Here is a 25,560-nt window from a genome sequence, read left to right on the forward strand (position 1 = left end):
GATTGTGTATAATGCTCTTGGAATGTACGCATGTGCGTGGAGCGCAATAAAAGGGGGAAGCAATTTATGACCTTTGAAGAATTTAAACGCGAGCGTGTCCAGCCTCCGGCCTATGGCACTGCGCCGGTGGCGTTGATTGCTAAATATCAGGCCATTCTTGTGCGGATGGAAGAACTACATAAAGAGGGCGCTGCCCTTTCGCCCGCCGCGATGATCGCGGCGGGCGAACAAGCAAACGCGCTTGCAAACGAAATCTCCAAGATGGCCTCAAAGGATTTTGCACGCAAAGTCCTTTGAGGCCATCCACACATCAATCGGTTCCCGCGATCAGCCCCGCGGCTTGCTCGAACGTGGGCATGGCGGCTTGCGCGCCCCGGGCGGTGGTGGACAGCGCGCCCACGGCGTTGGCCAGCACGACCGCGTCGGAGGTGGCGTAGCCCTTGGCGAGGCCGACCGAGAGGCCGGCGTTGAACGAGTCGCCCGCCGCGGTGGTGTCGACCACGTTGACCTTGAAGCCGGGGAACAGGCGGTAGCCCGCCGCGGTGACCAGCAGCGCGCCCTGTCCGCCGCGCTTGTTGATGACGGCCTTCGCGCCCTTGCGGATCAGCTGGGCCGCGGCCTCGGCGGCCTGCTCGACGGTGTCCACCGGCATGCCGGTGAGCAGATGCAGTTCGGTCTCGTTGGGCGTCACGTAGTCGCACAGCGCGAACACCGCGTCCGATACGGGCGCGGCGGGCACCGGCGCGGGGTCGAGCACCACCAGCGCGCCGGCCTGCTTGGCCAGCGCCATGCCGTGGGTGATCGCCGGCAGCGGGTTTTCCATCTGGAACAGGCACACGTCGCGCTTCAGGGCGTCGGCCTTGGCGCTGACCATGTCGCAGGTCAGTGCGAAGTTGGCCCCGGGCGCGACCAGGATGCGGTTCTCGCCGTGCTTGTCCACCTCGATCAGCGCGACGCCGGTCGGCGCGTCCGGGGTGCGGACGACGCCCGCGGTGTCCACGCCCTCGCGCTCGAGCGCGTCCAGGTACATCCGTCCGTTCGAGTCCTCGCCCACGCAGCCGATCATCATGACGTCCGCGCCCAGCCGCGCGCAGGCCACCGCCTGGTTGCCGCCCTTGCCGCCGGTGAAGGTCTCGAACTTCTCGGCGATCATGCTCTCGCCCGGCGCGTGGAAGCGTTCTACCGTCACGGTCATGTCCACATTTATGCTGCCCAGCACGCAGATCCTGTTCATGCGGCTTCCTCCTTTAAATAACCCATTCCCCGGTGAACACGGTCACGGCGGGGCCGGTCATATAAATGTGATTGTTTCTCTTCCATTCGATGTCGAGCGCGCCGCCCTTGAGGTTGACCCGCGCCGCGCGCGCGCTCCGGCCGGCCTGTGCGCAGGCCACCAGCGCCGCGCATGCGCCCGTACCGCAGGCCAGCGTCTCGCCCGAGCCGCGCTCCCAGACCCGCATCTGGAGCGCATCCGGCGCCGCGACGCGCACGAACTCCACGTTGGCGCGATCGGGAAAGGCCGGGTCGCGCTCGATGGCCGGCCCGGCCGCGCCAAACAGCGCATCCTCCGGCAGCTCGGGCAGCACCGCCACCGCGTGCGGGTTGCCCAGCGAGACGCGCTCGAGCGTCCACGCGCGCCCGGCGGCATGGACCGTCACCGCGCCGTTCAGCACGGGTTCGCCCATGTCCACGGTCGCACCGGTGCACCGGCCGCCCTCGATCGTCAACTGAAGCGCCTTCACGCCCGAGGGCGTGTCGATCGTCAGCGTGGGCTTTCTGCACAGCCCGGAATCGTATAAATACTTGCCCACGCAGCGGATGCCGTTGCCGCACATCCTGGCCTCGCTGCCGTCGGCGTTGAACACCCGCATCCGCGCGTCGCAGTCGCGGCCGGGTCCGATCAGGATCAGCCCGTCCGCGCCCACGCCAAAGTGGGGGCGCGAAACCTCGACCGCCAGCTCGGCCGGCTCTTTTGGCAAGGACTCATGAAAGCAGTCGACAAAGACGTAGTCGTTGCCGATGCCGTGCATCTTGATGAACCGCAAGCCGAATCCCTCCCAATCGCCCCATGTCCGATTTACGGGTACAGCGGGAACCGCGCGCAGAGCGCGAGCACCTCGTCGCGCACCGCCGGGACGCAGGCCTCGCCCTCGGCGACCACGCGCGCGATGAAACGGGCGATTTGCGCCATCTCGGCTTCCTTCATGCCGCGCGAGGTGACCGCGGGCGTGCCCAGCCTCACGCCGCTCGTCACGAACGGCGACAGTGTCTCAAACGGCACGGTGTTCTTGTTGACGGTAATGTTGGCTTCGCCCAGCAGCGCCTCGAGCGCCTTGCCGGTGACGCCGGTGCCGGTCAGGTTCACAAGCATCAGGTGGTTGTCGGTGCCGCCCGACACCAGCTTGAGGCCGGCGTCCGTGAGCCCCTTCGCCAGCGCGCGCGCGTTCAGCACGATTTGGTGTTGGTAGACCTTGAATTCGGGCTCCATCGCTTCTTTGAAGCACACGGCCTTGGCGGCGATGATGTGCTCGAGCGGGCCGCCCTGGGTGCCGGGGAATATGGCCTTGTCGATCTGCTTGGAAAGCGCCTCGCGGCACAGGATCATGCCGCCGCGCGGGCCGCGCAGCGTCTTGTGGGTGGTGGTGGTCACGACGTCGGCATAGGGCACCGGGCTTTCGTGCTCGCCCGCCGCGACGAGGCCGGCGATGTGGGCCATGTCCACCATGAACAGCGCGCCGCAGGCATCGGCGATCTCGCGGAATTTCTTAAAGTCGAGCGCGCGCGGATAGGCGCTCGCGCCCGCCACGATCAGCTTGGGCTTGCACTCGAGCGCCAGTTTATGCAGCGCATCGTAGTCGATCGTCTCGTCCGACTCGCGCACGCCGTAGGGCACGATGCTAAAGTACTTGCCCGACATGTTGACCGGGCTGCCATGGGTCAGGTGGCCGCCGTGGGCCAGATTCATGCCCAGGATCGTGTCGCCCGGCTCGAGCAGCGCGAAGTAGACCGCAAGGTTCGCCTGCGCGCCCGAATGGGGCTGGACGTTCGCGTGATCCGCACCGAACAGCGCCTTGGCGCGTTCGCGCGCCAGATCCTCGACCACGTCCACGTACTGACATCCGCCGTAGTAGCGCTTGCCGGGATACCCCTCGGCGTATTTGTTGGTCAGGTGCGAGCCACAGGCCTGCATGACCGCCTCGCTGACAAAATTCTCCGAGGCGATCAGTTCAATGTGCTCCCGCTGGCGTTTGAGCTCCAGCTCCATCGCGTCCAAGATTTCGGGGTCGGCCTTTCGCACGGCGTCGTATTGCAGCATGCCGGGAATCCTCCTTGCCTCAACGGTATTTTTTGTTGATTATATCGCCCAATGCGTGCTTTCTCAAGGTAGCACGGGTTATTTTTGCCCGTGTTATGCGCCCGACCAGTCCTTGCACACGTCCACCCACTCGCCGCCGGTCGTCATTTCGAGCTCCTCGGTCGTCAGCCGCGCGGCGCTGCTTGCACTGCCGGCGGCGGGGAATACCCAATCGAAGCGCGCGATCGAGCGGTCGAGGCACACGCGCGCGCCTGCCTTCAAAGCGAACGGGCACACGCCGCCCACCGCGTGGCCGGTCAGTTCGACCGCCTGCTCGGGCGACAGCATGCTGGCCTTGACGCCGAAGGTCTGCTTGAACTTCGGATTGTCGATGCGCGCGTCGCCCGCGCAGGCCACGAGCAAACACCCATCCCCCTCGGGTGCGCGAAACGACAGCGTTTTGACGATTTGCGCCGGCGGGCAACCGACCGATCGCGCCGCCAACGCGACGGTCGCGCTCGACGCCTCAAATTCCATGATTCGGTCGGCAAGACTCCACTGGGCAAGATGTGCCCGGACACGCTCGACGGACATGCTTTCGTCCTCCTTCGCAGCATTTCAATATAATTGCGCCACGCCGCCGTTGCCGGCAACGTGGAGCGCGGTGGCTTCCTCAATGGCTGCCGCCTACGCCGCGCGGATGCCCGTGCGGTTTTCACGCCAGCGGCCCGAAAGCACGAACCACAGGCCGAGGAAGCTCGAGCCCAGCGTCGCGATCGGCGCGCCCAGGCCTACGCCGGCGAGGCCCATCGTCCGGGACAGCAGCCATGCGGCGGGGATCCTCAGCACGAGAGAGGAGAGCGACGCCAGAATCAGCGAAAAAACCGTGTGGCCCGAAGCGATCACCAGGCCGCCGAAGCAGAACACGAACGGCACCAACAGGTAGTCGAAGCTGAAGGCGCGCAGGTAGCGGACGCCCGCCTCGATCACCCCCGAGTCGTCCGTCAGCAGCGAAATCAACTGAGCCGGGAACAGCTGCACGGCGGCGAACACGGTCGCGCCCAGCGCCAGCGAAAACAGGATGCCCTTTTTGAGCACCTCCAGCGCGCGGTCGTGCTGCGCCGCGCCGATGTTCTGCGCGGCGATGGACGAGATCGATTGCTGGATCGCGAGGATCGGTAGGATCGCGAAGCTGTTGAGCTTGCCCACCACGCCGCCCGCCGCCGAAGCGGATACGCCAAAACCGTTGGTGAGCGCGGTCATCGCCAGGAACGACACACTGACCACCAGCGACTGTGCGGAGCTGGGCAGGCCGATTTTGAAGATTTGCCGCAGCTTCTCCGGGTGGATGGCGAAGCTGCGCCATTTGAAGTCGAACAGGAACTTGCTCCTGGCAAGGTACGCCGCCGCCATCACGACGCTGACGGCCTGCGCGATGACGGTCGCCCAGGCCGCACCCGCCGCGCCCATACCCAAGTCCCTGACCATCCATACGTCCAGCACCGCGTTGACCGCGGCGGCGATTGCCACAAAGATCAGCGGGCGCCGGGCGTCGCCCAGACCGCGTTGCACCGCCGACACCGCGTTGTAGCCGAACACGAATAGATTGCCCAGCATGCAGATGTCCAGATACGCGCGGGCTTCGTCCATGACGGTGGGGGGCGTTTGGATCATCGCAAGGATCGGGCCGGCCAGTGCGATGACGAGCGCGGTGAATGCCACCGCTGAGAGCGCCAGCACCGTGAACAGCGTGCCGATGGTCTCGGAGACGTCCTTTTCCCGCTTTGCGCCGAAGTACTGGCCCACAAGGATCGTGCCGCCCACCGTCAGGCCCGCCACCACCATCACCACGACGTTGGTAATCTGGCCGCCGTTGGTGACGCCCGCCAGCGCCTCCTTCGTGGAGAAATTGCCCACCACCGCCATGTCCGTCACGTTGTACAGCGCCTGCAGGAAGCTGGACAGCAGGAACGGCGCGCCGAAGCGGATCAGGTGGCCGAGGATATTGCCGCGGGTGAAGTCCTTGTGTAAAGAAGCCATGAAAGCACCTCTCGCCTTTGTGTGGGGTCAGGGGGCCTGCCTCTTGCGGATGGATAACCCACACATTATACCATAAGCATCCCACGCCCGCAACGCGGGACGCTTACTTCACCGCGAACGGGCGCCGTTGCGGGCAAAGGCAAGCGACTGCATATGTTTTCTGTTAGACCGCATCCTTCGGCTGACAGCGCTCCGCGCGTCGGATAGGCTCTTGCTGGAACCACATAAGCAGGCGGCGAAAGGATGACGCGCATATGGCATGGGGCTTGCTCCTCGGAACGTATGCGCTGTTGCCGGTCTTCTCGAGGTACCGGGCGTACATCGCCCCAGCGTCGGCGCTTCTGTTTGTGGTGCCGGGCATCTTGCCCGTGGGCAAGGCGCCGTGTGCGGTAAACTGGAACGCGATCATGATGGCCGCGGGCACGATGGGCGCGGTTTCGCTGTTCATTGAATCCACGATGGCGCCGATCGCCATCTCCATTTCGAGGAAGCTCAAAATTTCGCCGGTCAACGCCATCGCGATTTCGTCGAATTTGCAGGGCGCGGCCACGCTGGCGTACGTGCTGCTGCGGCTGATCGGGAGACCAAAAGGAGAACGGACTGCCATCCGCCGTATTTGCCGCTGCGCTTGAAACCAAGCGCGGCGCTGTGCTATACTGTTCGCACTGACAAACGGGGAGGGCTACCCTTGGCGAAGCTTTACTTTCGATACGGGGCGATGGGGTCGAGCAAGACGGCGAACGCCATCATGGTGCGCTACAACTACATGGAACGCGGGCAGCGCGCGCTGATGCTCAAGTCGCGCGTCGAGGGGCGCGACGGCGATCATCAGGTGCGCTCGCGCTCGGGCTTTTCCGCGCCCTGTGAATATATGGAAGACATCGACAGGATCGACGTCAAGCAGTACGCCTGCCTGATCGTGGACGACGCGCAGTTCCTGAGCCGCGAGCAGGTGAAAAAGCTGACCGACATCGTGGATGCGCAGGACGTGCCGGTCATCTGCTACGGGCTGCGCGCGGACTTCAAGGGCGACCTGTTCCCGGGGAGCGAGGCGCTGCTGGCCTGGGCCGACGCCATCGAGGAAGTGAAGACCGTGTGCTGGTGCGGGCGCAAGGCCACGTTCAACGCGCGCGTCGTGGACGGGCGCGTGGTCAAGGAGGGCGAGCAGGTGGTGCTGGGCGGCAACGAGAGCTACGTCAGCCTGTGCCGCCGGCACTGGAAGTCGGGCGACATGGGCGCGCGCGAGATCCGGCGCGTCGACGCGGACAAGAAGCGGTTCCTGTCCTTGCTGCTCGAGGCCGATCCCGAGGAAGCCATGATCGACAAATACCTCGAGGCGGGCGAGATGTACGTGCTGTTCGAGGGTGGGCGCGCGGTGGCCGAGGCCGTCATGGTGATGTTGCCGGACGGGACATGCGAGCTAAAGAGCCTGGCGGTTGAACCATCCGAGCAGGGTCGGGGCTTGGGCAGCGCGCTGGTCAGGCATATGATGGAATTGTATAAGGGCGCGCGCGTGATGTACGTGGGCACCGGCGAGGGGGCGACCGGGTTCTATGAGCGGCTGGGATTCCGGTATTCGCATACGCTTCCGGGGTTTTTTGCGGACAATTATTCGGAGCCGATCTATGACAAGGGCGAATTGCTGACCGACATGTTGATGCTGGCGGTGGAGCTTTGAGGATGGACATAAGACGGAGCGTCCGTTGGGCGGCGCTGGTGACGGTGCTGTGTGCGCTGATGTTGGCGGCGGGCGGATGGGCCGAGCCGGTCGCGCCGGCCGCATCGCCTGCACCGACCGCATCGCCTGCACCGGCCGAGGGGGCCTTTGTGCTTAAGGCGGGCGACGGCGCGCTGCTGGTGGGGCTGGACGGGCGTGTGCTGACCGAGCGCGGCGCATATGAGCGGATCGAGCGCATCTCGCCGCCCGAAGCGCCGGCGGGCGAGGCGCTGTTCGCGGCCTATGTAAAGCAAAATAAACAAGAAAAATGCGTGCTGCTGAATGCGACCGGGCAGGCGCTGACCGGGCCCGATTACGACGCGGTCTACCGCGCGGACGGGCTGATTTACGCGGTCGCGGACGGGCTGACCGGGCTGCTGGATGCGGCGCTGGGCGAGCGGATCCCCTGCCAGTACACGCAACTGGCGGGCAGCGGCGAGGGCTTTCTCGCGCTCAACGCCGACCCCAACGACGAGCGGCCCGACGGGGTCTTCCTGATCGATGAGGCCGGAGGGGAGACGCCGACCGGCATCACGGTGCTCTATGGTCTGAACGCGTTCTCCGAGGGGCTGATGCCGGCGATGGACGCAAATGGGCGCATGGGGTACCTGGGCGCGCGCGGCGAATGGGCGATCGGGGCGCAGTACGACTACGCGGGCGCGTTCCGCGGGGGGACGGCGGTGGCGGCACTCGGCACGGGCGCGGGGCTGATCGGCCGGGACGGTAAGTGGCTGGTCGAACCCAAGTACGCATGGGTTCAACAGGGCGGCGCGGACGGACGGTTGCTGCTCGCGCAGGAGGACAGCCGCCAGGTGCTGCTGCTCGACCCCGATAGCTACGAGGTGAAAAAGCGCTTCGAAGGAGAAGACATCTACGCGGCGGCGCAGGTAGGCGTCGACCGCGCCCAGATCACCCTGGACGATCGCACATTGCTGATCGACGCGCAGGGCGAGACTCGGTTCGAGGCCGGATTCGGGGCGACGCTGGAAACCTGGGCGGACATGGACGGTCGGATCGTGGCGCGGTTCTCCGATGTGGGGGCGATGGACGGCGTCTGGCTGTACGGCGAGGACGGCAGGCCGGTCGCCGGGCCTTACCGGGAACTGTACGGGCTGGGCCGCATCGGCGGGCGGGCGCTGTTCGCCGCCGTCAGCTTCGAGGTGTCGGGCGAGGGCGAGGACGCCTCCGAGGCGCCCGGAACGCGCACGACCACCGTGATTGACGCAGGCGGCAATCGCGTGATCGAGCCGCGCGCCTACGGTCATATGGTGCTGGACCCGTCGGGACTCTTGCTCTTTGAAAGCGAGGACAGGGTGGGCGCCATCGACCTGACCGGCCGGGAGGTCGCCTCGTTTGACAAAAAGAATGCGTAATTTATGACAAGGTAAATTTCTGTGTCTCATGGCGGCGGGCGGTTGTAATCGCCCGCCTGATGTGCTATAATGATCCGTGAATGGCATATCGGTGCGATATGTCTGCGGGGGCACGCGGGAGTGGGATTGCCCACTCTTTGCTTTTTCTGCTTGATCAAGTGTAATGAGGTGTTTGCTTGCCAAAACCTACGGGTGTGGGACTGGCGGAACGGATTGCCGAAGCAACCTGTGAACAGATGGGCTATACGCTTAAGGATGTGGAGCTGGTGAAAGAGGCAACCGGCCGCTTTTTGCGTTTTTATATCGACAAGCCGGGTGGGGTGACGCTCGAGGACTGCGAGGCGTTCCACCGCCGGGTGATCCCCTCGGTCGAGCACATTGACTACGACTACATGGAGGTGTCCTCGCCCGGCGTCGATCGGCCGCTCAAGCGGCAGCGCGATTTCGACGAGGCCGCGGGCCAGGCGGTCGAGGTGCGCCTGTACAAGCCGCTGAACGGCGTCAAGTTGTTCACCGGCGCGCTCGTGGGCCTGAAAGACGGGATTGTCACGATCGAGGGCGCCCAAGGCGAGCAGCTGTCGTTCAAGCGCGAGCTGGTCGCGCTGGTCAAGAAGGTGTTCGAATTTGACGAGCGCATGCTGGACGCGCTGGATGAGGAGGAGCAGGGCACATGAACGGAGTCATCAACTCGGGCGAAGTGATCGCCGCCCTCGAAGCGTTGGCCAAGGAAAAGCGCATCAACAAGGAAGTGCTGTACGGCGCGATCGAGTCGGCGCTGATTTCCGCCTATAAGAAGAATTTCGGCAAGAACGCCAACGTGCGCGCCGCGATCGACCGCCAGAGCGGCGAGGTCGAGATCCTCGCGCGCAAGACCGTGGTGGAGGAAGTACTCGACGTGCAGACCGAGATCAGCCTCGCCGAGGCGCGCGCCATCCATCCGCGCTACGAGATCGGCGATTTGGCCGAGATCAGCGCGACGCCGCGCGACTTCGGGCGCATTGCCGCGCAGACCGCCAAGCAGGTGGTGGTGCAGCACATCCGCGAAGCCGAGCGCGGCGTGATCTATGAGGAGTACATCGAAAAGGAAAACGAGATCCTGACCGCCATCGTTCAGCGTGTGGAGAATCGGCAGGTGATGGTGGAGCTCGGGCGCACCGAGGGCCTGCTCGAGCAGAACCAACAGATGCCCGGCGAGGAATACGCGCCCGGCGACCGGATCAAGGTGTACGTGCTCGAGGTCTCGCGGATGGCCCGCGGGCCGCAGGTGCTGGTGTCACGAACGCATCCGGGCCTGGTCAAGCGGCTGTTCGAGATCGAGGTGCCCGAGATCCGAAGCGGCATCGTGCAGATCAAGTCGATCGCGCGCGAGGCGGGCTTCCGCACCAAGATGGCCGTGCACTCGACCGACCCGATGATCGACCCGGTCGGCTCCTGCGTCGGCCCGCGCGGCATGCGCGTGGAAAATGTGGTGGGCGAGCTCAAGACCGAGAAGATCGACATCATCAAGTGGTCGGGCGACCCGGCCGAGTACATCGCCAACGCGCTCAACCCGGCGCGCGTGACGGGTGTGTTCGTGGCCGAGAAGGAAAAGGCGGCGCGCATCATCGTGCCCGATAACCAGCTGTCGCTGGCGATCGGCAAGGAGGGCCAAAACGCGCGCCTGGCTGCCAAGCTTACCGGCTGGAAGATCGACATCAAGAGCCAGAGCCAGGCCGAGGCGCATCTGATGGCCGCGGTAGAGGCGGAGGGTGAGTCCGAGTGAAGCAGCGCAAGGTGCCCATGCGCATGTGCGTGGGCTGCCGCGAGATGAAGCCCAAGCCGGAACTGATGCGCGTGGTCAAGTCGCCCGAGGGGGAGATATCCCTCGATCCGGTGGGCAAGAAGCCGGGCCGGGGCGCGTACGTATGCGTGAGCGCCGACTGCCTCAAAAAGGCGCGCAAGCAGAAATCGCTCTCCCGCGCGCTCGAAGCTGAGATCACGGATGCGGTGTACGAGCTGCTCGCGCAGCGGTTGGAGGCATTATGCAAAGGATCCTTGGCCTGATCGGGCTGTGCATGCGCGCAGGGCGGTTAGTGACGGGGCTTTCTGCCGCCGAAGATGCCGCCAAGCGCGGCGGAGCGCAGCTTTTACTGCTGGATGGCGGCGCGTCGGCGAACGCGCGCAAGGCGATCGAAGACGCGGGGAAGTATGCGGGCGTCCGCGTGAGGAACCTGCCCGAAGGGGCGCTGGGCGCGGCGACGGGCAAGGACGGCAGGATGGCCGCAGCGGTCATGGACGGGGGATTTGCCGACAAGATTGTCGAACGGTTGGATCAACAGAGGGATTGCGGGGGTGCATGTAGGGAATGACCAAAGTCAGGGTGCAGGATGCTACCAGGGAATTGAGCGAAGGCGCGGATAAGCTGTTGGGTGCGGTGTCGCAGTCCAGAAAGCAAGCCTTTGAGGCGTTGCGCGCGCTCAAGCGACTGTCGGATGACATGAACCGGCAAGAGCGGGAACAGAGGGAGCAGGCGGAGCGGGAGGCGCTTTCGAAGCAGTATGAGGAAGCGGCCCAGTTCATGACCGCCTATTCGACCGAGCAGGTGCCTCAGCCGGTCGATCTTCCGCAGCCGGTGGCCGAACAGTCCGCCCTGCCGGTCGCACCGGTTGCGCCGGTTGCACCGGTCGCAGCCGCGGATGCCCCGCCGGCGGCGCAGAGCGCGCCGGCGCCCAAGGCCCCTCCGAGCGATATGCCGCCTCGCGCGCCGCAGCCCCGGCCGCAGGGCCCGTACGGCCGTCCGGTGCAGGGCGGACAGCAGGGCCCGTACGGCCGTCCGGTGCAGGGCGGACAGCAGGGCCCGTACGGCCGTCCGGTGCAGGGCGGGCAGCAGGGCCCGTATGGCCGTCCGGTACAGGGTGGGCAGCAAGGCCCGTACGGCCGTCCGGTGCAGGGCGGGCAGCAAGGCCCGTACGGCCGTCCGGTGCAGGGCGGACAGCAGGGCCCGTATGGCCGTCCGGTGCAGGGCGGACAGCAGGGCGGCCCGTACGGCCGTCCGGTGCAGGGCGGACAGCAGGGTCCGTACGGCCGACCGCCGCAGGGCCCGTATGGCCGTCCGCCGCAGGGCGGGCAGCAGGGTCCGTATGGCCGTGCGCCGATGGGCGGTATGAATCGGCCCGCGCAGGGCGGCTTTGGCCAGGGGCGTCCGCCGATGGGCGGGGGCGCGCCGCGTCCGGGCGGCCCGGGGCGCAGCTTTGGCGGGCGCAAGGGTCCGGAACTCACGCCCACGGTCGAGAAGGAGCGCGTCTCCAACTACGACCCGAACAAGAAGCAGTACCAGCGCCAGAATGACCCCGAGCGCAACAAGAGCCGCGCGATCAAGGGGCGCGGCGGCTACGGCATGGACGACGAGTTCGTGCGCGGCAAGCGCAAGAAGAAGAGCGCGCTTTCGTTCCGGCCCGAGCCCATCAAGATCGAGAAGGCCTTCATGACCGCGGAGACGATCACGGTCAAGGACCTGACCGAGCGCATCGGCAAGCCGGCCGGCGAGATCATTAAGAAGCTGCTGCTCTTGGGCATCATGGCCACGATCAACAATGAGCTGGACTACGACACGGCGCTGCTCGTGTGTCAGGAGTTTGGCATTGAGCTCGAGATGAAGCTCACGCAGACGGCGGAGGATGTGCTGACGAACGAGGGCTTCGAGGACAAGGAAGAGAACCTCGAGCCGCGCGCGCCCGCCGTGACCATCATGGGCCACGTCGACCACGGCAAGACTTCGCTGCTCGACCACATCCGCAAGGCCCGCGTGACCGCGGGTGAGGCCGGCGGCATCACGCAGCACATCGGCGCCTACACCGTGGACGTACGCGGGCAGCGGATCACCTTCCTCGATACGCCGGGCCACGAGGCGTTCACCGCCATGCGCGCGCGCGGCGCGCAGGCGACCGATATCGCGGTGTTGGTGGTGGCGGCCGACGACGGCGTCATGCCGCAGACCATCGAGGCGATCAACCACGCCAAGGCTGCCGACGTGCCGATCATCGTGGCGATCAACAAGATAGACAAGCCGAGCGCCAATGTCGAGAAGATCCGCCAGGAGCTGACCGAATACGGCCTGGTGGCCGAGGACTGGGGCGGAGACACCATCATGGTGCCGGTGTCCGCGGTCACCGGCGAGGGCATTGACAAGCTGCTCGAGATGATCCTGCTGGTGGCCGAGATGAACGACTTCCGCGCCAACCCCAACCGCAAGGCGCGCGGCATCATCATTGAGGCGCGCCTGGACAAGAGCCGCGGCCCGGTGGCGACGATTTTAATCAAGAACGGCACGCTGAACGTGGGCGACATGATCGTGGCCGGAACCGCCTACGGGCGCGTGCGCGCCATGGTGAACGACCGCGGCGAGCGCATGAAGTCGGCCGGACCGTCCGATCCGGTCGAGGTCATCGGCTTCGGCGACGTGCCGGACGCGGGCGACCTGATGAGCGCGGTGGATGACGACAAGCTCAGCCGCCAGGTGGCCGAGGAGCGCAAGGACAAGCTGCGCGCGGCGCTGGTCAAGAGCCAGACCAAGACCACGCTCGACGACCTGTTCGGCCAGATACAGGCCGGCCAGATCAAGGATTTGAACCTGATCATCAAGGCCGACGTGCAGGGCTCGGTCGAGGCGGTCAAGCAATCGCTCGAGAAGCTGACCAACGACGAGGTGCGCGTCAAGTGCGTCCACGGCGGCGTGGGCGCGATCAACGAGTCCGACGTGATGCTGGCCTCGGTGTCCGGCGCGATCATCATCGGCTTCAATGTGCGCATGGACAACTCGGTGCGCGACATAGCCGAGCGCGAGAAGGTGGACATCCGGCTGTATCGCGTGATCTACTCGGCGATCGAGGAAATCGAGGCCGCCATGAAGGGCATGCTCGCGCCGAAGTTCAAGGAAGTGGTGCTGGGCCACGCCCAAGTGCGCCAGACCTTCCGCGTGACCGGCGTCGGCATGATCGCGGGCTCCTACGTCACCGACGGCAAGATCGTGCGCAACGCCCAGGCGCGCCTGCTGCGCGACAATGTGGTGGTGCACGAGTCGAAGGTCGAGTCGCTCAAGCGCTTCAAGGACGACGCCAAGGAAGTGGCCACCGGCTACGAGTGCGGCATCGGCCTTGAGAACTACAACGATGTCAAAGAAAACGACGTCATCGAGTGCTTCCAAATGGAGGAGATTGAGCGCTGACGCGCTGGGCCTCGAATCTTTCCGATCGGCCTGTTGCAGCTCGCTGCCGGCCGATCGGAAAGATGCCGAAGCCGTTGGGGCACGAGGAACGGGGCCGCCTGTCGGCCTGCGGGCCTCCCGGGCGGCGGGCGATTCGTTTTTGTCGCGTATGGGTATAAATCAAACATGCTTGGATACCGCGCGGCCTGGCGTGGCACTCTAGGGAAAATGGACGAGGCGGCGGGTGATACCGCCGCCTCTAAATGATGGTGAAGGAGATACACATGGGGAGTTTTGACCGCATCGACCGCATCTCGGAGGAGGTGCGCCGGGAGCTCGACCGCGTGATCCGCGACGAGACCAACGATCCGCGCATCGGCGGCACCTGGTCGATCGTGCGCGCCGACGTCACGCGCGACCTGCGGTACTGCAAGGTGCGCGTGAGCATCCTCGAGGAGGAACGACGCGCGGACATGATGAAGGCGCTCAAGAGCGCCGCCGGGTTCATCCGGCGCGCGCTCGGCCAGCACGTCGAGTTGCGCTACACGCCCGAGCTGATTTTTGAGCTGGATACGAACATCGAGTACGCCGATCGGATCGACCGGCTGCTGAAGGAGAGCGTACATGAAGGCGACGATCGCTGAACTGGCCGACTGGATCCGCGCGCGCGATGACATCGCCGTTTTGCCGCATGTGTCGCCTGACGGTGACGCGCTGGGCGCGACCCTGGCGCTGACGCTGGGGCTGCATAAACTTCACAAGCGCGCCGCCGTGGCCAGCGCCGACCGCGTGCCCGCCATGTACCACTTCCTGCCGGGGCTCGATTGGGTGCGCCGGCCGGGCGCGCTGGGCTTTAATCCCAAGTGTCTGCTGTTCGTGGACGTAGCTTCGTTCGACCGCGCGGGCGACCGGGGTCAACTGACCGGCCGCGTCGGCGACTGGGCCCAAATCGACCATCACGAGACCAACGACGGCTTCGCCTCCGTGTCGATGATCGACAGCGAGGCCCCGGCCTCGGGCGTGCTGGCGCTCCGGCTGCTGGACGAATTGGGCGTCCCGATCGACCGCGACATGGCCACGCTGCTGTACGCGGCGATCTCGACCGATACCGGCAACTTCGCCTACTCGAACACCACCGGCGAGGCGCTCAGGGCGACGGCGCGGTTGCTCGAAACCGGGTTCGACATCGCGGACGCCAACCTGCGGCTGTTTAGGATGCGCACGGTGGCGCGTACGCGGCTGCTCGGCAAGGCGCTCGCGGGGTTCGAGCTGTACTCGGGCGGGCGCGTGGCGCTGACGCGGCTGCCGCAGGCGATGATCGACGAGTGCGGGGCGGAGTATCCCGATTCCGAGGGCATCATCAACTTCCTGATTGAGATGGAGGGCGTCGAGGTGGCGCTGACCGCCGAGGCCAGGGACGGCGGGCGCAGCACCAAGTTCTCGCTGCGCTCGCTCGGCGCGGTAGACGTTTCGGCCATCGCGGAGACGTTCGGCGGCGGCGGGCATGTGAACGCGGCCGGCATGAGCATCGACGGGCCGCTGGACGAGGCCGCCGAATTGGCGCTCGCGGCCGTCCGGCGCGCGCTGCCTTAGCGCTATCCGGCATGGATGGTTTTTTGAATGTGCTCAAGCCGCCGGGCATGACCTCGTCCGACGTGGTGGTGACCGTGCGGCGAGGGCTTGCGCGCGGCACCAGGGTGGGCCACGGCGGCACGCTCGATCCCGATGCCGCGGGCGTGCTGCCGGTGTGCGTGGGGCGCGCGACGCGGCTGTTCGATTATTTCATCGACAAGGAAAAGGAATACCTGGCGGAGCTCACGCTGGGCGTGGTCACCGATACCCAGGACGCCACCGGACGGGTGCTTGAGGTGCGAGAGGTTTGCATAACCGAGGCGCAGCTGCGCGCGGCATGCGCGCGCTTGACGGGCGATATCGTACAGGTGCCGCCCGCCTATTCGGCGATCAAGCGGGGCGGCGTGCGGCTGTACGAGCTGGCGCGCCGGGGCGAAGCGCCCGAGGCCGAGGGGCGGCCCGTGCGCGTCGAGGCGCTTGACTGCCTGGGGCCGGCGGGGTATAATCGATACCGTATGCGCGTCATTTGTCGAAAGGGCGTGTATGTGCGCACGCTGATGCACGACCTGGGCGCGCTGCTCGGCTGCGGCGGGCACATGTCGTTTCTGTTGCGCACCCGCGCGGGCGCGTTCGACATCGCGCGCGCCTCCACGCTGGAAGAGATTGCACAGACCGGCGCCGCGCCGCTGCTGAAGCCGCTCGACGCGCCGCTTCAGCATCTGAGCGCGGTGCGCCTGGACAGGACACACACCCATGCCGTGAAGAACGGCAACCCCGTGCCCGCGCCCGAGGGATTGAACCCCGGGACGGTCGTGCGCGTCTACTTGGAGGACGCCTTCGCCGGTATCGGCGAGGTCGGCGATCAGGGACAGCTGCGCTTTCGCGCCATGTTACTGGTCTAATCCTGGCGAGATGGGAGGGGAACCGATTGGCGAAGCGGACGCTTGCGCTGCTGGTGACCCTCCTTCTTTGCGCCTGTTCGCGGGTTCTGGCGGGCGAGGCGATGCAGTCGACGCTGGCGACCGAATACGGCGCGTGGAGCGCGTGGCGGGAAGATATGATCGCGCCCGCGGAGGGCGCCGAGGTGGAGGCCGCCGAGCGCGCCGCGGATGAGGACAAACCGGCCTGGCGCTATACCCGCTACGAGTACTTCAACGAGCTCGAGGGGAAGGCGTACGCCGCGCCCACCGAGCAGGCGGGCGCGCACGTGCGCGCAGGCAGCGGGCATTGGGCCGAGCGCGAGGAAGCGGCCCCGCTCAAGGCGGTGGGCGAGCAGGACGGCCGGCCGCTGTACGAGGGCGGCTGGTACAACGAGCAGCAAGTCGCAAAGCCGAGCGAACGCAAAGCTACGATGTACCGCTCGCGCGCGGTCAGGCGCATCACCTGCGAGGTGTCGGCCAAGGAGCTGCTGCTGTTTGAGGGCGACAGCCGCCGCCTGGCGGTCAACCTGTTCGACGGATCCGAGCAAAGCTTTGCGAGCGACAATCCCTCGGTCGCCACCGTCGACGCCGCGGGCAATGTCAACGGAATATCGGTCGGCGCGGCGCGCATCCGCGTGCGATCAAAAAAGGGCCGGGTGGTGGACGTCTGGGCGCTGGTGTGCGAGAAGGGCGCGATGCCGCCCGAGGGGCTGTACACGCTGCGGCTGCACGGCACCGACCGGGCGCTGACCGTGGGCCGCCGGCTCACCAAGAAGAGCGATAACCTGGTCGCGGCTCCGTACGCCGGCGAGCGAGCGCAGAAGTTCCTGCTCGGCGCCGTGGGCAAGAAGACCTTTATGCTGCACCCGCTCAAGGACCGCAAGTGGTACGTGGACATCCGGCGCGGCAAGCAGGGCCTGCAGGTGGGCGGCAATGTGCAGACCCACCAAAAGCGCGACCGCACCTCGCAGTACTGGCGCGCGATCTACGTGCCCGACGGCAGCTACATCATCTATCCCCGGGCCGCCCCGGAGCTTACGCTGGGGGCCGAGCCGCTTGAGGCCGGCAACAACGTGCGGGTGGAAGCCATGCTCGACGAGCTCGAGCGGCTCGACCGCTGGGTGTTGGTCAAGGTGGATAAAGACGCCGACGCGTTCGACCGCCCGCTGCCGAGCGACGGCATGAGCTATATCGCCCGCGAGCACGGTGACGCGGCCGGGCAGGAAGGCATCTGGTTCGAGACCAACGGCCGGCGAACGTTCGTGCTGGCGGCGGCGCGCGGCACGGTGCTCGAGGCGGTGGACACCTGCCCGCACGACGACCCCAAGCGGCCGGCCGCGCAGGGCGGCTTTGCCGATCCCTGCACCACCGACCGGGCGAGCCTCGGCAACTATGTGGTCATCGACCACGGCGGCGGCATCACCGCGCTGTACGCGCACCTCAGTGAGGTCTATGTCGAGGCGGGCGCGACGGTGCGCAAGGGCAGCATGATCGGAAGATCCGGCGCGACCGGCTCGACCGGCTCGGTGGGGCTGCTGTTCGAAATGCGCGAGAACGACCAGCCGATCGACCCGCGCATACGCATCGAACTGCCCAAGCTCAACGAGCCGATCGAATGATCGCCAAAAATTCACACAAAACCGCCAAAACCTCATTTACAATGCGCGAGGGTTGTGGTAATATAATTGTTACGGCAAATGCCGTTCAACCGCTTGCTCGGTCTGCCGACGCTCCGACGGCTCGCCTGGTTTGCGGCAATAAGACGTATGGAGGGATACTCATGCAGACCAAGCAGGAAATCATGGCCGAATATGGCCGCCACGAGGGCGACACCGGTTCGCCCGAGGTTCAAATCGCGCTGCTCACCGCGCGCATCAACCACCTAAACGAGCACCTCAAGCTCAACAAGAAGGATCACCACTCGCGCCGGGGGCTGTTGCTGATGGTCGGTCAGCGCCGCGGCCTGCTCGACTACCTGAAGAGCACCGACATCGAGAGCTATCGTAACCTGATCGCCAAGCTGGGTCTGCGCAAGTAATGTCACCTTCATCCGGACCCCAGAGATGAATTGGCCGCCGTCGCTTGGGGAAAGCCCAAGCGGCGGCGTTTGCGTGGCGCTATTTTGGCGCATAATGAATTGGTAGCAATTAAAATGAAGATAGAGAATGCCCACGAAGGAGGGAATGACATGAATCGCTACGAAACAGAGCTCGGCGGACGGACACTGGTGCTGGAGTTCGGCAAGTACTGCGACCAGGCGTCCGGTTCTTGCTTTGTCCGCTACGGAGACACCTGCGTACTGGTCAACGCGACCGTATCGGCGTCTCAGCGCCCCGGCATCGACTTTTTCCCGCTCGGCGTCGATTTTGAGGAGAAGCTGTACTCGGTCGGGCGCATCCCCGGCGGCTGGATCCGCCGCGAGGGCCGCCCGTCGGAGAAGGCCACTCTGACCAGTCGGCTGATCGACCGCCCGCTGCGCCCGCTGTTTCCCAAGGGGATGCGCAACGACGTGAACGTGGTGGCCACCGTGATGTCGGTCGATCAGGACAACAGCCCCGACATCCCCGCGATGATCGGCTCGTCCGCGGCGCTGTGCGTGTCGCAGATCCCGTTCGCCGGCCCGACCGGCGCGGTCAATATCGGATACATCGACGGACGGTTCGTCGTCAACCCCACGACGCGCGAGAAGGAGCAATCCACGCTCGACCTGACCGTGGCCGGCACCAAGGAAGCCGTGCTGATGGTCGAGGCAGGCGCGAAGGAAGTCAGCGAAGAGGTCATGCTAAACGGCATCCTGTTCGCCCACGAGGAGATCAAGAAGCTGGTCGCGCTCCAGGAGAAGATCGTCTCAGAGATCGGCAAGCCCAAGCAGGAGTTCCCGCTGACGCTGCCGGGCGATGACGTGAAGGCCGCCGTGCGCGAATTCGCGCTTGAAAAGGTGCGCTATTGCTTTGAAACCTTCGACCGCCAGGAGCGCCAGGCGCGCGAAGATGCGGTCAAGCAGGAGACGATCGCCCGCTTCGCCGAGCAGTTCGCCGGCCGCGAAGGCGAGATCGGCGACGCGCTGTACGCGCTGAATAAGGAAGTCATGCGTCGGCGCATCCTCGACGAGGGCGTGCGCCCCGACGGCCGGTCGCTGACCGAGGTGCGCCCGATCTGGTGCGAGACGAGCATCCTGCCGCGCCCGCATGGCTCGGCGGTGTTCACGCGCGGCCAGACCCAGGTCATGACCGTGACCACGCTGGCCCCGGTCAGCGAGCAGCAGATTCTTGACAGCATCAGCCCCGAGGAGACCAAGCGCTACATGCATCAATACAACTTCCCCGGCTACTCGACCGGTGAAGCCAAGCCCATGCGCAGCCCCGGCCGCCGCGAAATCGGCCACGGCGCGCTGGCCGAGCGTGCGCTCGAGCCCATGATCCCCTCGACCGAGGAGTTCCCCTACTGCCTGCGCCTGGTCAGCGAGGTGCTCTCGTCCAACGGCTCCACCTCGCAGGCCTCGGTGTGCGGATCGACGCTGTCGCTGATGGACGCGGGCGTGCCGATCAAGCGCCCGGTCGCCGGCGTGGCGATGGGCTTGATTAAGGACGCCGAGGGCAGCGGCAAGGTGGCGGTGCTGACCGACATCCAGGGCCTCGAGGACTTCCTGGGCGATATGGACTTCAAGGTGGCCGGCACCGCGCTCGGCATCACCGCGATCCAGATGGACATCAAGATCAAGGGCATCGACGAGCCGATCCTGCGCCAGGCGCTGGCCCAGGCGTTCGACGGGCGCATGCACATACTCGGCAAGATGCTCGAAGCGCTGCCCGCGCCGCGCCCGAGCCTGTCGAAGTACGCGCCCAAGATCATCACCTTCAAGATCAACCCCGAGAAGATCGGCGAGGTGGTCGGCCCGCGCGGCAAGACGATCAACAAGATCATCGAGCAGACCGGCGTCAAGATCGACATCGAGGACGACGGTAGCGTGTACATCGCGACCAGCGACGAGGCCGCCGCGCTCAAGGCCAAGCGCATCGTAGAGGGCATCGCGAAGGAGCTGCAGATCGGCGACGTGTTCGTAGGCACGGTCGTGCGCATCATGCCCTTCGGCGCGTTCGTCGAGTACGCGCCCGGCAAGGACGGCATGATCCACATCTCCAAGCTCGCAAACGAGCGCGTGGAGAAGGTAGAGGACGTAGTCGGCATCGGCGACACGCTCGAGTGCCGCGTGGCCGAGGTTGACGGCCAGGGGCGCATCAACCTAGTGCGCAACGACATCCAGTACGACAACGAGGCCATGCCGGTGCGCCGGCCCCCGCGTCCGGGCGGGGATCGCGGCGGTCGGCCCGGCGGGTTCCGCAGATAATCGGTAGATCATTACGCGCGAGGAAGTGGGCAAGGCTCATTCCTCGCGCATTTTGGAGCGATTTTCAATGTTTGACCAATTGACCCTGAACAACGGACTGCGCATCGTCGCCGAGCGCATTCCCCATTTCCGCTCGGTGTCGGTCGGGCTGTGGCTGGGCGCGGGTTCGCAGTACGAAACTCTCGAGCAGGGAGGCATCAGCCACTTCATCGAGCACATGCTGTTTAAGGGGACTGAGAAGCGCAGCGCGCGTCAGATCGCCGAGGTGATGGACGCCGTCGGCGGTCAGCTCAACGCCTTCACCGCCAAGGAGTGCACCTGCTTCTACGCCAAAGTGGTCGACGAGCACCTGCCGCTCGCGATGGACGTGCTCAGCGACCTGGTGCTGGGTTCCACATTCGATCCGTCCGACCTCGAAAAGGAAAAGGGCGTGGTGCTCGAGGAGATCAACATGGCTGAGGACACGCCCGAAGACGTGGTCAGCGAGCTTATCATGCTGGCGCGCTACGGCGATCAGCCGCTTTCTCGCCCGATCCTGGGGGAGACGGCGACCGTGTCGGCCTTCACGCGGGCAGGTGTGCTCGATTACCATCACAAGCTGTACCGGCCCGACAACTGCGTGTTGGCGGTGGCCGGCAACTACGACTGGCAGGCGCTGGTCGAGTTGGCAAAGCGGTATCTGGGCGCGTGGGCGCGGCCCGAGGGCGCATTGCCCACCTATCTGTCGTTGCCGCCCGCGCCGCAGGTGCTCAGGCGCGAGAAGGAGATCGAGCAGTTGCACCTGTGCGTGGGCTATCCGTGCGCCAATCAGGGCAGCGACATGCTTTACCCGGCCTCGGTCGTCAACAGCGTATTCGGCGGCGCGATGAGTTCGCGGCTGTTCCAGACGATTCGCGAGGAAAAGGGCATGGTCTACTCGGTCTACTCATATCCGACGTCTTACAAGGACACCGGCATCCTGATCGTATATGCCGGCACCAGCATGCAAAACGGCCCCGAGGTTTTGTCGCTGATCCGCCGTGAGGCCGACAGCATGGCGCGCGAGGGCATGACCATGGACGAGTTTACCAAGGCGCGCGACCAGCTCAAGGGCAACTACATTTTGGGGCTCGAGTCCACCTCCAGCCGGATGAACGCCATGGGCCGGCGGTTGCTGTTGCTCAACGACACCCAGGATGAACAGGCCGTGATCCGCAAGATCGACTCAATCACCTACGATCAGGTGCAATCGGTCGCGCTCGAGATGCTCTCCGGGGAGGCCGCGCTGGCGTTGGTCGGGCGCGGTGTGGACGCAATGGAGGCGTAACATGGACCGCTTACAAAAGGTTTTCGAACGGCAGCAGGCATTCAACGAAGAGCTGGTCGCGCGCCGCCATCTGGAGGGCATTTCGGACGAGCAGTGGATTCAAAAACAAGTGCTGGCGATGATGTCCGAGCTCTCCGAAGTGCTGGGCGAGGTCAACTTCAAGTGGTGGAAAAACCCGAGGCCGGTCAATTCCGATAATTTAAAGGAAGAACTGGTCGACGTGTTCCACTTCTTCATCGGCATGTGCCTGAGCGCCGGCATGACCGCCGACGAGCTCTACGAACGCTATCTGCGCAAGAACCAGGAGAACTTCGACCGCCAGCACGGCCGGTCGGAGAAGAAAGGGTATGAAGTAGAGGACGAGCCCGAGTGAAGGCATGAGATGCGGGCGCGCCGTAGGGGCGGCCACCGGCCGCCCTGCAAACCGCCGTCAATTTGTGTAAATCGCATTCGTGCGGATAACATGCGCCGGGGGGCAACTACCCCCGGCGAAGCTGTAACGCAACAAAGGAGGCAGCATCATGCCGGTTCACGTATGGCTCCCTCTCGCCCTGATCGCCCTGCCCGCGCTGGCCCTCTGCGCGCGCTTTTTTCGGCGGCGGCGGATGGAAAAACAACTGAAACTGCGCTGGTGCGCGGACGCCGAACCGCTCGAGCGGGACATCCTCGAGGACGCAGCCGGCTACCACCGGATGCGGCGCGCGGCCATGCCGGACACCGCCTTGGTAGACGACGCCACCTGGGACGACCTCGACATGGACGTGCTGTTTTTGCGCCTCAACCGCACGATGAGCGCGGCCGGGCGCGAGGTGCTGTACGACATACTGCGCGATACCGGCGCTTCGGCGGAGGCGCTCAAGGCGCGCGATGTGCGCGCCCAGGCGTTCGGCCGCGACGAAAACCTGCGTCTGCGCGTGCAGATGGCGCTCACCCGCGTGCTCAAGCCGTCGTTCCACGGCGCGCCGCGCTACCTGTTTCGCGCCGGATTCCAGGTGCCCGAGCGTCGGGGCATCTACTACGCACTATCGCTGTCGATGGTGCTGCTGATCGCGGCCAGTCCCTTCTTTCCGCAGGCGTTGCTGGCCATGATGGGGCTGCTCATCGTCAATATAGCGGTTTATGCCGCGACCGAGCGGCGCTGGGGCCGGGAAAAGTGCGCGCTCAAGCACATCGCTTCGGTGCTCAGTGCCGCGCGGCAACTCTCGAAGATCGACGCGCCTGAGCTGGCAGCCGACATCGCGCGCATCAAGGCGCGCGTGCACGAACTGCGCGCGGTGCGGTTCTGGCTGCCGATGTTTGCGATGGAGCGCGCGGGCGATCTGGATTTCCTGACCAATTACCTCAAGATCATGTTCCTGTTGGATATGGTCAGCCTGTGCGCCATCGCGCGCGGCACTCAGCGCCATGAACAGGCATTGCGCGACCTGTACCAGTTGGTGGGCGAGCTGGACGCCGCGCTCGCGATCACGCAGTTGCGCGAAGTGACGCCTGTTCATTGCGTTCCCGAATTCACATCCGACTTGCGCGTTCAAGGAAAGGGGCTCGCGCATCCGCTGATCGTAGAGCCGGTGCGCAACGACGTCGATTGGCAAGGCTGCGCACTGCTCACCGGCTCGAACGCCTCGGGCAAGTCCACCTTCGTCAAGGCGATGGCGATCAACTGCATTTTGGCCCAGACGATATACAGTTGTTTTGCCGAGCGCTTTCAGTTGCCGCGCGCGCGGGTGATGAGCTCGATGGCCGTGTGCGACAGCGTGGTGGACGGCGAGAGCTATTTTGTGGCCGAAATCAAGCGCATCAAGCGCCTGCTGGACGCGGCGACCGAGGGCGGCATGCTGCTCGCGTTCGTGGACGAGATCCTGCGCGGCACCAACACCGTCGAGCGCGTCGCCGCATCGAGCGCTGTGCTGCGCGCCCTCGCCGATCACAATTTGCTCTGCATGGCGGCCACCCACGACATCGAACTCACGCGCATGTTGGCCGACGTCTATGAAAACTGGCACTTCCGCGAGGAAGTGACTGAGCGGGGCATCGTCTTCACCTATCAGTTGCACCATGGCTCCTCAACAACCCGCAATGCCCTTAAGCTGCTCGAGCAGATGGGTTTCGCGGGAGATATTGTCCGCGAGGCCAAAGAATCGGCGGCCACCTTTGAGCGCGAGGGCCGATGGCCCATGCCCGCTTCCGGATTCCTTTCATAAACATAGAAAAGCACCCCCTATGCCCGGCCTACGCGGCCGGGCGTTCGTTTTGCCGCGCGGCGGCACCCGTTCCGCGCGTCGGACATAGGATGCCGCGTCGGGGGGAGGGAAGAACGATGGAACTGGTGGCGATCGGCGGTGATTTGCGCTACGCGCATATGGTACGCCTGGCGCGCCGAGAAGGGATGGAGGCAAAAGCGCTGGGACTGGAGCGCTCGGAGGTGACCGGCGTACCGGCGGCCGATTGGGCGGACGTCGAACGCGCCGCGTCGATTGTGATGCCCAACCCCTTTGCCAAGGGGTTGGTGCTGCCGTTTTCCGCCAGAGTCTTTCCGTGGATCGAGCTTGAGGGGCACCTGCGCGCCGGTACGACGCTTATGCTGTTTGGACCGGGCGAAGCGCCTGAGGCGATCCGCGCGCGCCACCCGATCGTGCGGCTGTGCCGCGACGAGGCGCTGACCTGCGCGCTGGCGCGGCAGACCGCCGAGGGGGCGATTGCCTCGGCCGTCCGGCGCGCCGATTACGAACTTTACGGCTGTCCGGTGCTGATCGTGGGCTATGGGCGGATCGCCCGGTCGCTACATAAGATGCTCTCGGGTTACGGCGCGCTGGTCACCGTTGCGGCGCGCCGGGAGGAGGCGCGTGCGCAGGCGCGCACGGCGGGCGCGCGGGCGGTTGACCTTATGCAAATGGAGGCGCTGCTGCCCGGCGCGCGCATGGTGTTTTCCACGCCGCCCGAGCGGGTGCTGGACGGCGCGCGTGTTCAGCGTCTGCGCCCGGATTCGCTGCTCGTCGATTTGTCTAGCCCGCCCTACGGCGTAGATCTGGAGGCGGCGCTGGCGCGCGGCGTCGACGCCTGGCGCGAGCCGGCGCTGCCCGGTCGGCATTGTCCCGAGAGCGCGGGCGCGGCGTTGCTTACCGCGGTGCGCCGGGCGATGAAAGGAGAGGGGTATGATGGGTAACCTGTCGGGTGCGCGCATCGCGATTGCGCTCACCGGCTCATTCTGCACGCTGCAGGCGGTGTTCGACGTGTTGCCTGCGCTGCGGGCGGCGGGCGCCGAGCTCACGCCCATTCTGTCAGGCGCTGTCGTCACCATGGACACGCGGTTCTTTACCGCGCGTAAGGTGCGCGAAACGATCGAGGACATATGCGGGCGGGCCGCGCTGACTACGATTCCCGAGGTGGAACCCATCGGGCCAAAAAGGATGTTCGACCTGATCGTCGTCGCGCCCTGCACCGGCAACACCTGCGCCAAGCTGTCGCTGGGTATCGCCGACACCTCGGTGACCATGGCCTGCAAATCACAGCTCAGAAACCAGCGGCCGGTGCTGATCGGCCTGGCCACCAACGACGCGCTGGCGGCCGGCGCGCGCAACATGGGCGTGCTGATGGCGCGCAAACAGATATATTTTATCCCACTTGGTCAGGATGACCCGGCGGCCAAGCCGAGTTCGATGGTGTTCCACGCATCGCGGTTACAGGAGGCGGCGGGGGCGGCCCTCGCGGGGCGGCAATTGCAGCCGCTGCTGGTCGCGTGGGGCGAACGCGACTCTTAACATCAAAACGGATTATTTCGCAAAATTGGGTGTTGACATGGGCGTTTGT

Annotated in this window: 25 protein-coding genes; 20 read left to right on the forward strand and 5 right to left on the reverse strand. The window is 65.5% G+C overall.

Annotated elements, in window-relative coordinates; all coding sequences use genetic code 11:
* Positions 1-66 precede the first annotated feature (66 nt).
* Positions 67-297 carry a hypothetical protein gene (locus tag ACH6CV_RS13945; protein ID WP_456358814.1) on the forward strand — a complete coding sequence of 77 codons (231 nt, stop codon included), beginning with the start codon at positions 67-69 and terminating at the stop codon, positions 295-297.
* 13 nt (positions 298-310) lie between these two features.
* Here the strand turns inward: ACH6CV_RS13945 and rbsK are convergent, their stop codons facing one another.
* From rbsK to ACH6CV_RS13970, 5 genes are all read right to left on the reverse strand, one after another.
* Positions 311-1,234, reverse strand: a complete 924-nt coding sequence (gene rbsK, locus ACH6CV_RS13950; protein WP_456358815.1) for a ribokinase — start codon at positions 1,232-1,234, stop codon at positions 311-313.
* A 13-nt stretch (positions 1,235-1,247) separates the two neighbouring features.
* The gene (dapF, locus tag ACH6CV_RS13955; RefSeq protein ID WP_456358816.1) at positions 1,248-2,045 is read right to left on the reverse strand and encodes a diaminopimelate epimerase; all 798 of its coding nucleotides are present in this window, start codon (positions 2,043-2,045) and stop codon (positions 1,248-1,250) included.
* A 32-nt stretch (positions 2,046-2,077) separates the two neighbouring features.
* Positions 2,078-3,316 (reverse strand): serine hydroxymethyltransferase, encoded by a 1,239-nt coding sequence (glyA, locus tag ACH6CV_RS13960; RefSeq protein WP_456358817.1) that lies wholly within the window; start codon positions 3,314-3,316, stop codon positions 2,078-2,080.
* A gap of 93 nt (positions 3,317-3,409) precedes the next feature.
* On the reverse strand, positions 3,410-3,889 hold the full coding sequence (locus tag ACH6CV_RS13965; protein ID WP_456358818.1) for a YbaK/EbsC family protein: 480 nt from the start codon (positions 3,887-3,889) through the stop codon (positions 3,410-3,412).
* Positions 3,890-3,982: 93 nt separating this feature from the next.
* Positions 3,983-5,335 (reverse strand): MATE family efflux transporter, encoded by a 1,353-nt coding sequence (locus ACH6CV_RS13970; RefSeq protein ID WP_456358819.1) that lies wholly within the window; start codon positions 5,333-5,335, stop codon positions 3,983-3,985.
* A 254-nt stretch (positions 5,336-5,589) separates the two neighbouring features.
* On the opposite strand from ACH6CV_RS13970, the gene ACH6CV_RS13975 reads away from it, so the two are divergent.
* From ACH6CV_RS13975 to ACH6CV_RS14065, 19 genes are all read left to right on the forward strand, one after another.
* A complete protein-coding gene (locus ACH6CV_RS13975) occupies positions 5,590-5,967 on the forward strand; it encodes a hypothetical protein (protein WP_456358820.1) in 378 nt (125 codons plus the stop codon).
* A 56-nt stretch (positions 5,968-6,023) separates the two neighbouring features.
* Positions 6,024-7,013: a thymidine kinase gene (locus tag ACH6CV_RS13980; RefSeq protein WP_456358821.1), complete on the forward strand. Its 990-nt coding sequence runs from the start codon at positions 6,024-6,026 to the stop codon at positions 7,011-7,013.
* 2 nt (positions 7,014-7,015) lie between these two features.
* Complete coding sequence (locus ACH6CV_RS13985) at positions 7,016-8,425, forward strand: WG repeat-containing protein (protein ID WP_456358822.1); 1,410 nt, start codon at positions 7,016-7,018, stop codon at positions 8,423-8,425.
* A 176-nt stretch (positions 8,426-8,601) separates the two neighbouring features.
* On the forward strand, positions 8,602-9,099 hold the full coding sequence (locus ACH6CV_RS13990; protein WP_456358823.1) for a ribosome maturation factor RimP: 498 nt from the start codon (positions 8,602-8,604) through the stop codon (positions 9,097-9,099).
* Positions 9,096-10,187: a transcription termination factor NusA gene (nusA, locus tag ACH6CV_RS13995; RefSeq protein ID WP_456358824.1), complete on the forward strand. Its 1,092-nt coding sequence runs from the start codon at positions 9,096-9,098 to the stop codon at positions 10,185-10,187. The genes ACH6CV_RS13990 and nusA overlap by 4 nt, the downstream gene beginning before the upstream one ends.
* Positions 10,184-10,468: an RNase P modulator RnpM gene (rnpM, locus tag ACH6CV_RS14000; RefSeq protein WP_456358825.1), complete on the forward strand. Its 285-nt coding sequence runs from the start codon at positions 10,184-10,186 to the stop codon at positions 10,466-10,468. The genes nusA and rnpM overlap by 4 nt, the downstream gene beginning before the upstream one ends.
* Complete coding sequence (locus ACH6CV_RS14005) at positions 10,447-10,773, forward strand: L7Ae/L30e/S12e/Gadd45 family ribosomal protein (protein ID WP_456358826.1); 327 nt, start codon at positions 10,447-10,449, stop codon at positions 10,771-10,773. The genes rnpM and ACH6CV_RS14005 overlap by 22 nt, the downstream gene beginning before the upstream one ends.
* Positions 10,770-13,628, forward strand: a complete 2,859-nt coding sequence (infB, locus tag ACH6CV_RS14010) for a translation initiation factor IF-2 (protein ID WP_456358827.1) — start codon at positions 10,770-10,772, stop codon at positions 13,626-13,628. The genes ACH6CV_RS14005 and infB overlap by 4 nt, the downstream gene beginning before the upstream one ends.
* Before the next feature lie 263 nt (positions 13,629-13,891).
* A complete protein-coding gene (gene rbfA / locus ACH6CV_RS14015) occupies positions 13,892-14,251 on the forward strand; it encodes a 30S ribosome-binding factor RbfA (protein ID WP_456358828.1) in 360 nt (119 codons plus the stop codon).
* Positions 14,232-15,200: a DHH family phosphoesterase gene (locus ACH6CV_RS14020; RefSeq protein WP_456358829.1), complete on the forward strand. Its 969-nt coding sequence runs from the start codon at positions 14,232-14,234 to the stop codon at positions 15,198-15,200. Before rbfA ends, ACH6CV_RS14020 begins: the two co-directional genes overlap by 20 nt.
* A 23-nt stretch (positions 15,201-15,223) precedes the next feature.
* Positions 15,224-16,081 carry a tRNA pseudouridine(55) synthase TruB gene (truB, locus tag ACH6CV_RS14025; protein WP_456358830.1) on the forward strand — a complete coding sequence of 286 codons (858 nt, stop codon included), beginning with the start codon at positions 15,224-15,226 and terminating at the stop codon, positions 16,079-16,081.
* 26 nt (positions 16,082-16,107) lie between these two features.
* A complete protein-coding gene (locus ACH6CV_RS14030; RefSeq protein ID WP_456358831.1) occupies positions 16,108-17,718 on the forward strand; it encodes a peptidoglycan DD-metalloendopeptidase family protein in 1,611 nt (536 codons plus the stop codon).
* A gap of 161 nt (positions 17,719-17,879) precedes the next feature.
* Positions 17,880-18,137 (forward strand): 30S ribosomal protein S15, encoded by a 258-nt coding sequence (gene rpsO, locus ACH6CV_RS14035; protein ID WP_456358832.1) that lies wholly within the window; start codon positions 17,880-17,882, stop codon positions 18,135-18,137.
* A 150-nt stretch (positions 18,138-18,287) separates the two neighbouring features.
* Positions 18,288-20,447: a polyribonucleotide nucleotidyltransferase gene (locus tag ACH6CV_RS14040; protein ID WP_456358833.1), complete on the forward strand. Its 2,160-nt coding sequence runs from the start codon at positions 18,288-18,290 to the stop codon at positions 20,445-20,447.
* Between the two features lie 67 nt (positions 20,448-20,514).
* Entirely contained in the window at positions 20,515-21,753 is a 1,239-nt protein-coding gene (locus ACH6CV_RS14045; protein ID WP_456358834.1) for a M16 family metallopeptidase, read from the forward strand.
* A gap of 1 nt (position 21,754) precedes the next feature.
* Positions 21,755-22,126, forward strand: coding sequence for a dUTPase (locus ACH6CV_RS14050; RefSeq protein ID WP_456358835.1), 372 nt, complete (start codon positions 21,755-21,757; stop codon positions 22,124-22,126).
* A gap of 148 nt (positions 22,127-22,274) precedes the next feature.
* Positions 22,275-23,954, forward strand: a complete 1,680-nt coding sequence (locus ACH6CV_RS14055) for a MutS-related protein (RefSeq protein WP_456358836.1) — start codon at positions 22,275-22,277, stop codon at positions 23,952-23,954.
* Between the two features lie 116 nt (positions 23,955-24,070).
* Complete coding sequence (locus ACH6CV_RS14060) at positions 24,071-24,916, forward strand: NAD(P)-dependent oxidoreductase (RefSeq protein WP_456358837.1); 846 nt, start codon at positions 24,071-24,073, stop codon at positions 24,914-24,916.
* On the forward strand, positions 24,906-25,511 hold the full coding sequence (locus ACH6CV_RS14065) for a dipicolinate synthase subunit B (protein ID WP_456358838.1): 606 nt from the start codon (positions 24,906-24,908) through the stop codon (positions 25,509-25,511). Before ACH6CV_RS14060 ends, ACH6CV_RS14065 begins: the two co-directional genes overlap by 11 nt.
* The last annotated feature ends 49 nt before the right edge of the window (positions 25,512-25,560 follow it).

This window comes from Anaerozeibacter quisquiliarum, assembly GCF_051162045.1.
GTDB classification, from domain to species: Bacteria; Bacillota; Clostridia; order Christensenellales; family Aristaeellaceae; genus Anaerozeibacter; species Anaerozeibacter quisquiliarum.

Excerpts from the sequence above, each read along its gene's own strand:
- ACH6CV_RS13970 (WP_456358819.1), bottom strand. The coding sequence starts at position 5,335 with ATGGCTTCTTTACACAAGGACTTCACCCGCGGCAATATCCTCGGCCAC.
- ACH6CV_RS14020 (WP_456358829.1), top strand. The coding sequence starts at position 14,232 with ATGAAGGCGACGATCGCTGAACTGGCCGACTGGATCCGCGCGCGCGAT.
- rbsK (WP_456358815.1), bottom strand. The coding sequence starts at position 1,234 with ATGAACAGGATCTGCGTGCTGGGCAGCATAAATGTGGACATGACCGTG.
- ACH6CV_RS14055 (WP_456358836.1), top strand. The coding sequence starts at position 22,275 with ATGCCGGTTCACGTATGGCTCCCTCTCGCCCTGATCGCCCTGCCCGCG.
- ACH6CV_RS14040 (WP_456358833.1), top strand. The coding sequence starts at position 18,288 with ATGAATCGCTACGAAACAGAGCTCGGCGGACGGACACTGGTGCTGGAG.
- ACH6CV_RS14050 (WP_456358835.1), top strand. The coding sequence starts at position 21,755 with ATGGACCGCTTACAAAAGGTTTTCGAACGGCAGCAGGCATTCAACGAA.
- nusA (WP_456358824.1), top strand. The coding sequence starts at position 9,096 with ATGAACGGAGTCATCAACTCGGGCGAAGTGATCGCCGCCCTCGAAGCG.
- ACH6CV_RS13965 (WP_456358818.1), bottom strand. The coding sequence starts at position 3,889 with ATGTCCGTCGAGCGTGTCCGGGCACATCTTGCCCAGTGGAGTCTTGCC.
- ACH6CV_RS13945 (WP_456358814.1), top strand. The coding sequence starts at position 67 with ATGACCTTTGAAGAATTTAAACGCGAGCGTGTCCAGCCTCCGGCCTAT.
- ACH6CV_RS14045 (WP_456358834.1), top strand. The coding sequence starts at position 20,515 with ATGTTTGACCAATTGACCCTGAACAACGGACTGCGCATCGTCGCCGAG.
- rpsO (WP_456358832.1), top strand. The coding sequence starts at position 17,880 with ATGCAGACCAAGCAGGAAATCATGGCCGAATATGGCCGCCACGAGGGC.
- glyA (WP_456358817.1), bottom strand. The coding sequence starts at position 3,316 with ATGCTGCAATACGACGCCGTGCGAAAGGCCGACCCCGAAATCTTGGAC.
- ACH6CV_RS14005 (WP_456358826.1), top strand. The coding sequence starts at position 10,447 with ATGCAAAGGATCCTTGGCCTGATCGGGCTGTGCATGCGCGCAGGGCGG.
- ACH6CV_RS13985 (WP_456358822.1), top strand. The coding sequence starts at position 7,016 with ATGGACATAAGACGGAGCGTCCGTTGGGCGGCGCTGGTGACGGTGCTG.
- rbfA (WP_456358828.1), top strand. The coding sequence starts at position 13,892 with ATGGGGAGTTTTGACCGCATCGACCGCATCTCGGAGGAGGTGCGCCGG.
- ACH6CV_RS13975 (WP_456358820.1), top strand. The coding sequence starts at position 5,590 with ATGGCATGGGGCTTGCTCCTCGGAACGTATGCGCTGTTGCCGGTCTTC.
- infB (WP_456358827.1), top strand. The coding sequence starts at position 10,770 with ATGACCAAAGTCAGGGTGCAGGATGCTACCAGGGAATTGAGCGAAGGC.
- ACH6CV_RS14060 (WP_456358837.1), top strand. The coding sequence starts at position 24,071 with ATGGAACTGGTGGCGATCGGCGGTGATTTGCGCTACGCGCATATGGTA.
- ACH6CV_RS14065 (WP_456358838.1), top strand. The coding sequence starts at position 24,906 with ATGATGGGTAACCTGTCGGGTGCGCGCATCGCGATTGCGCTCACCGGC.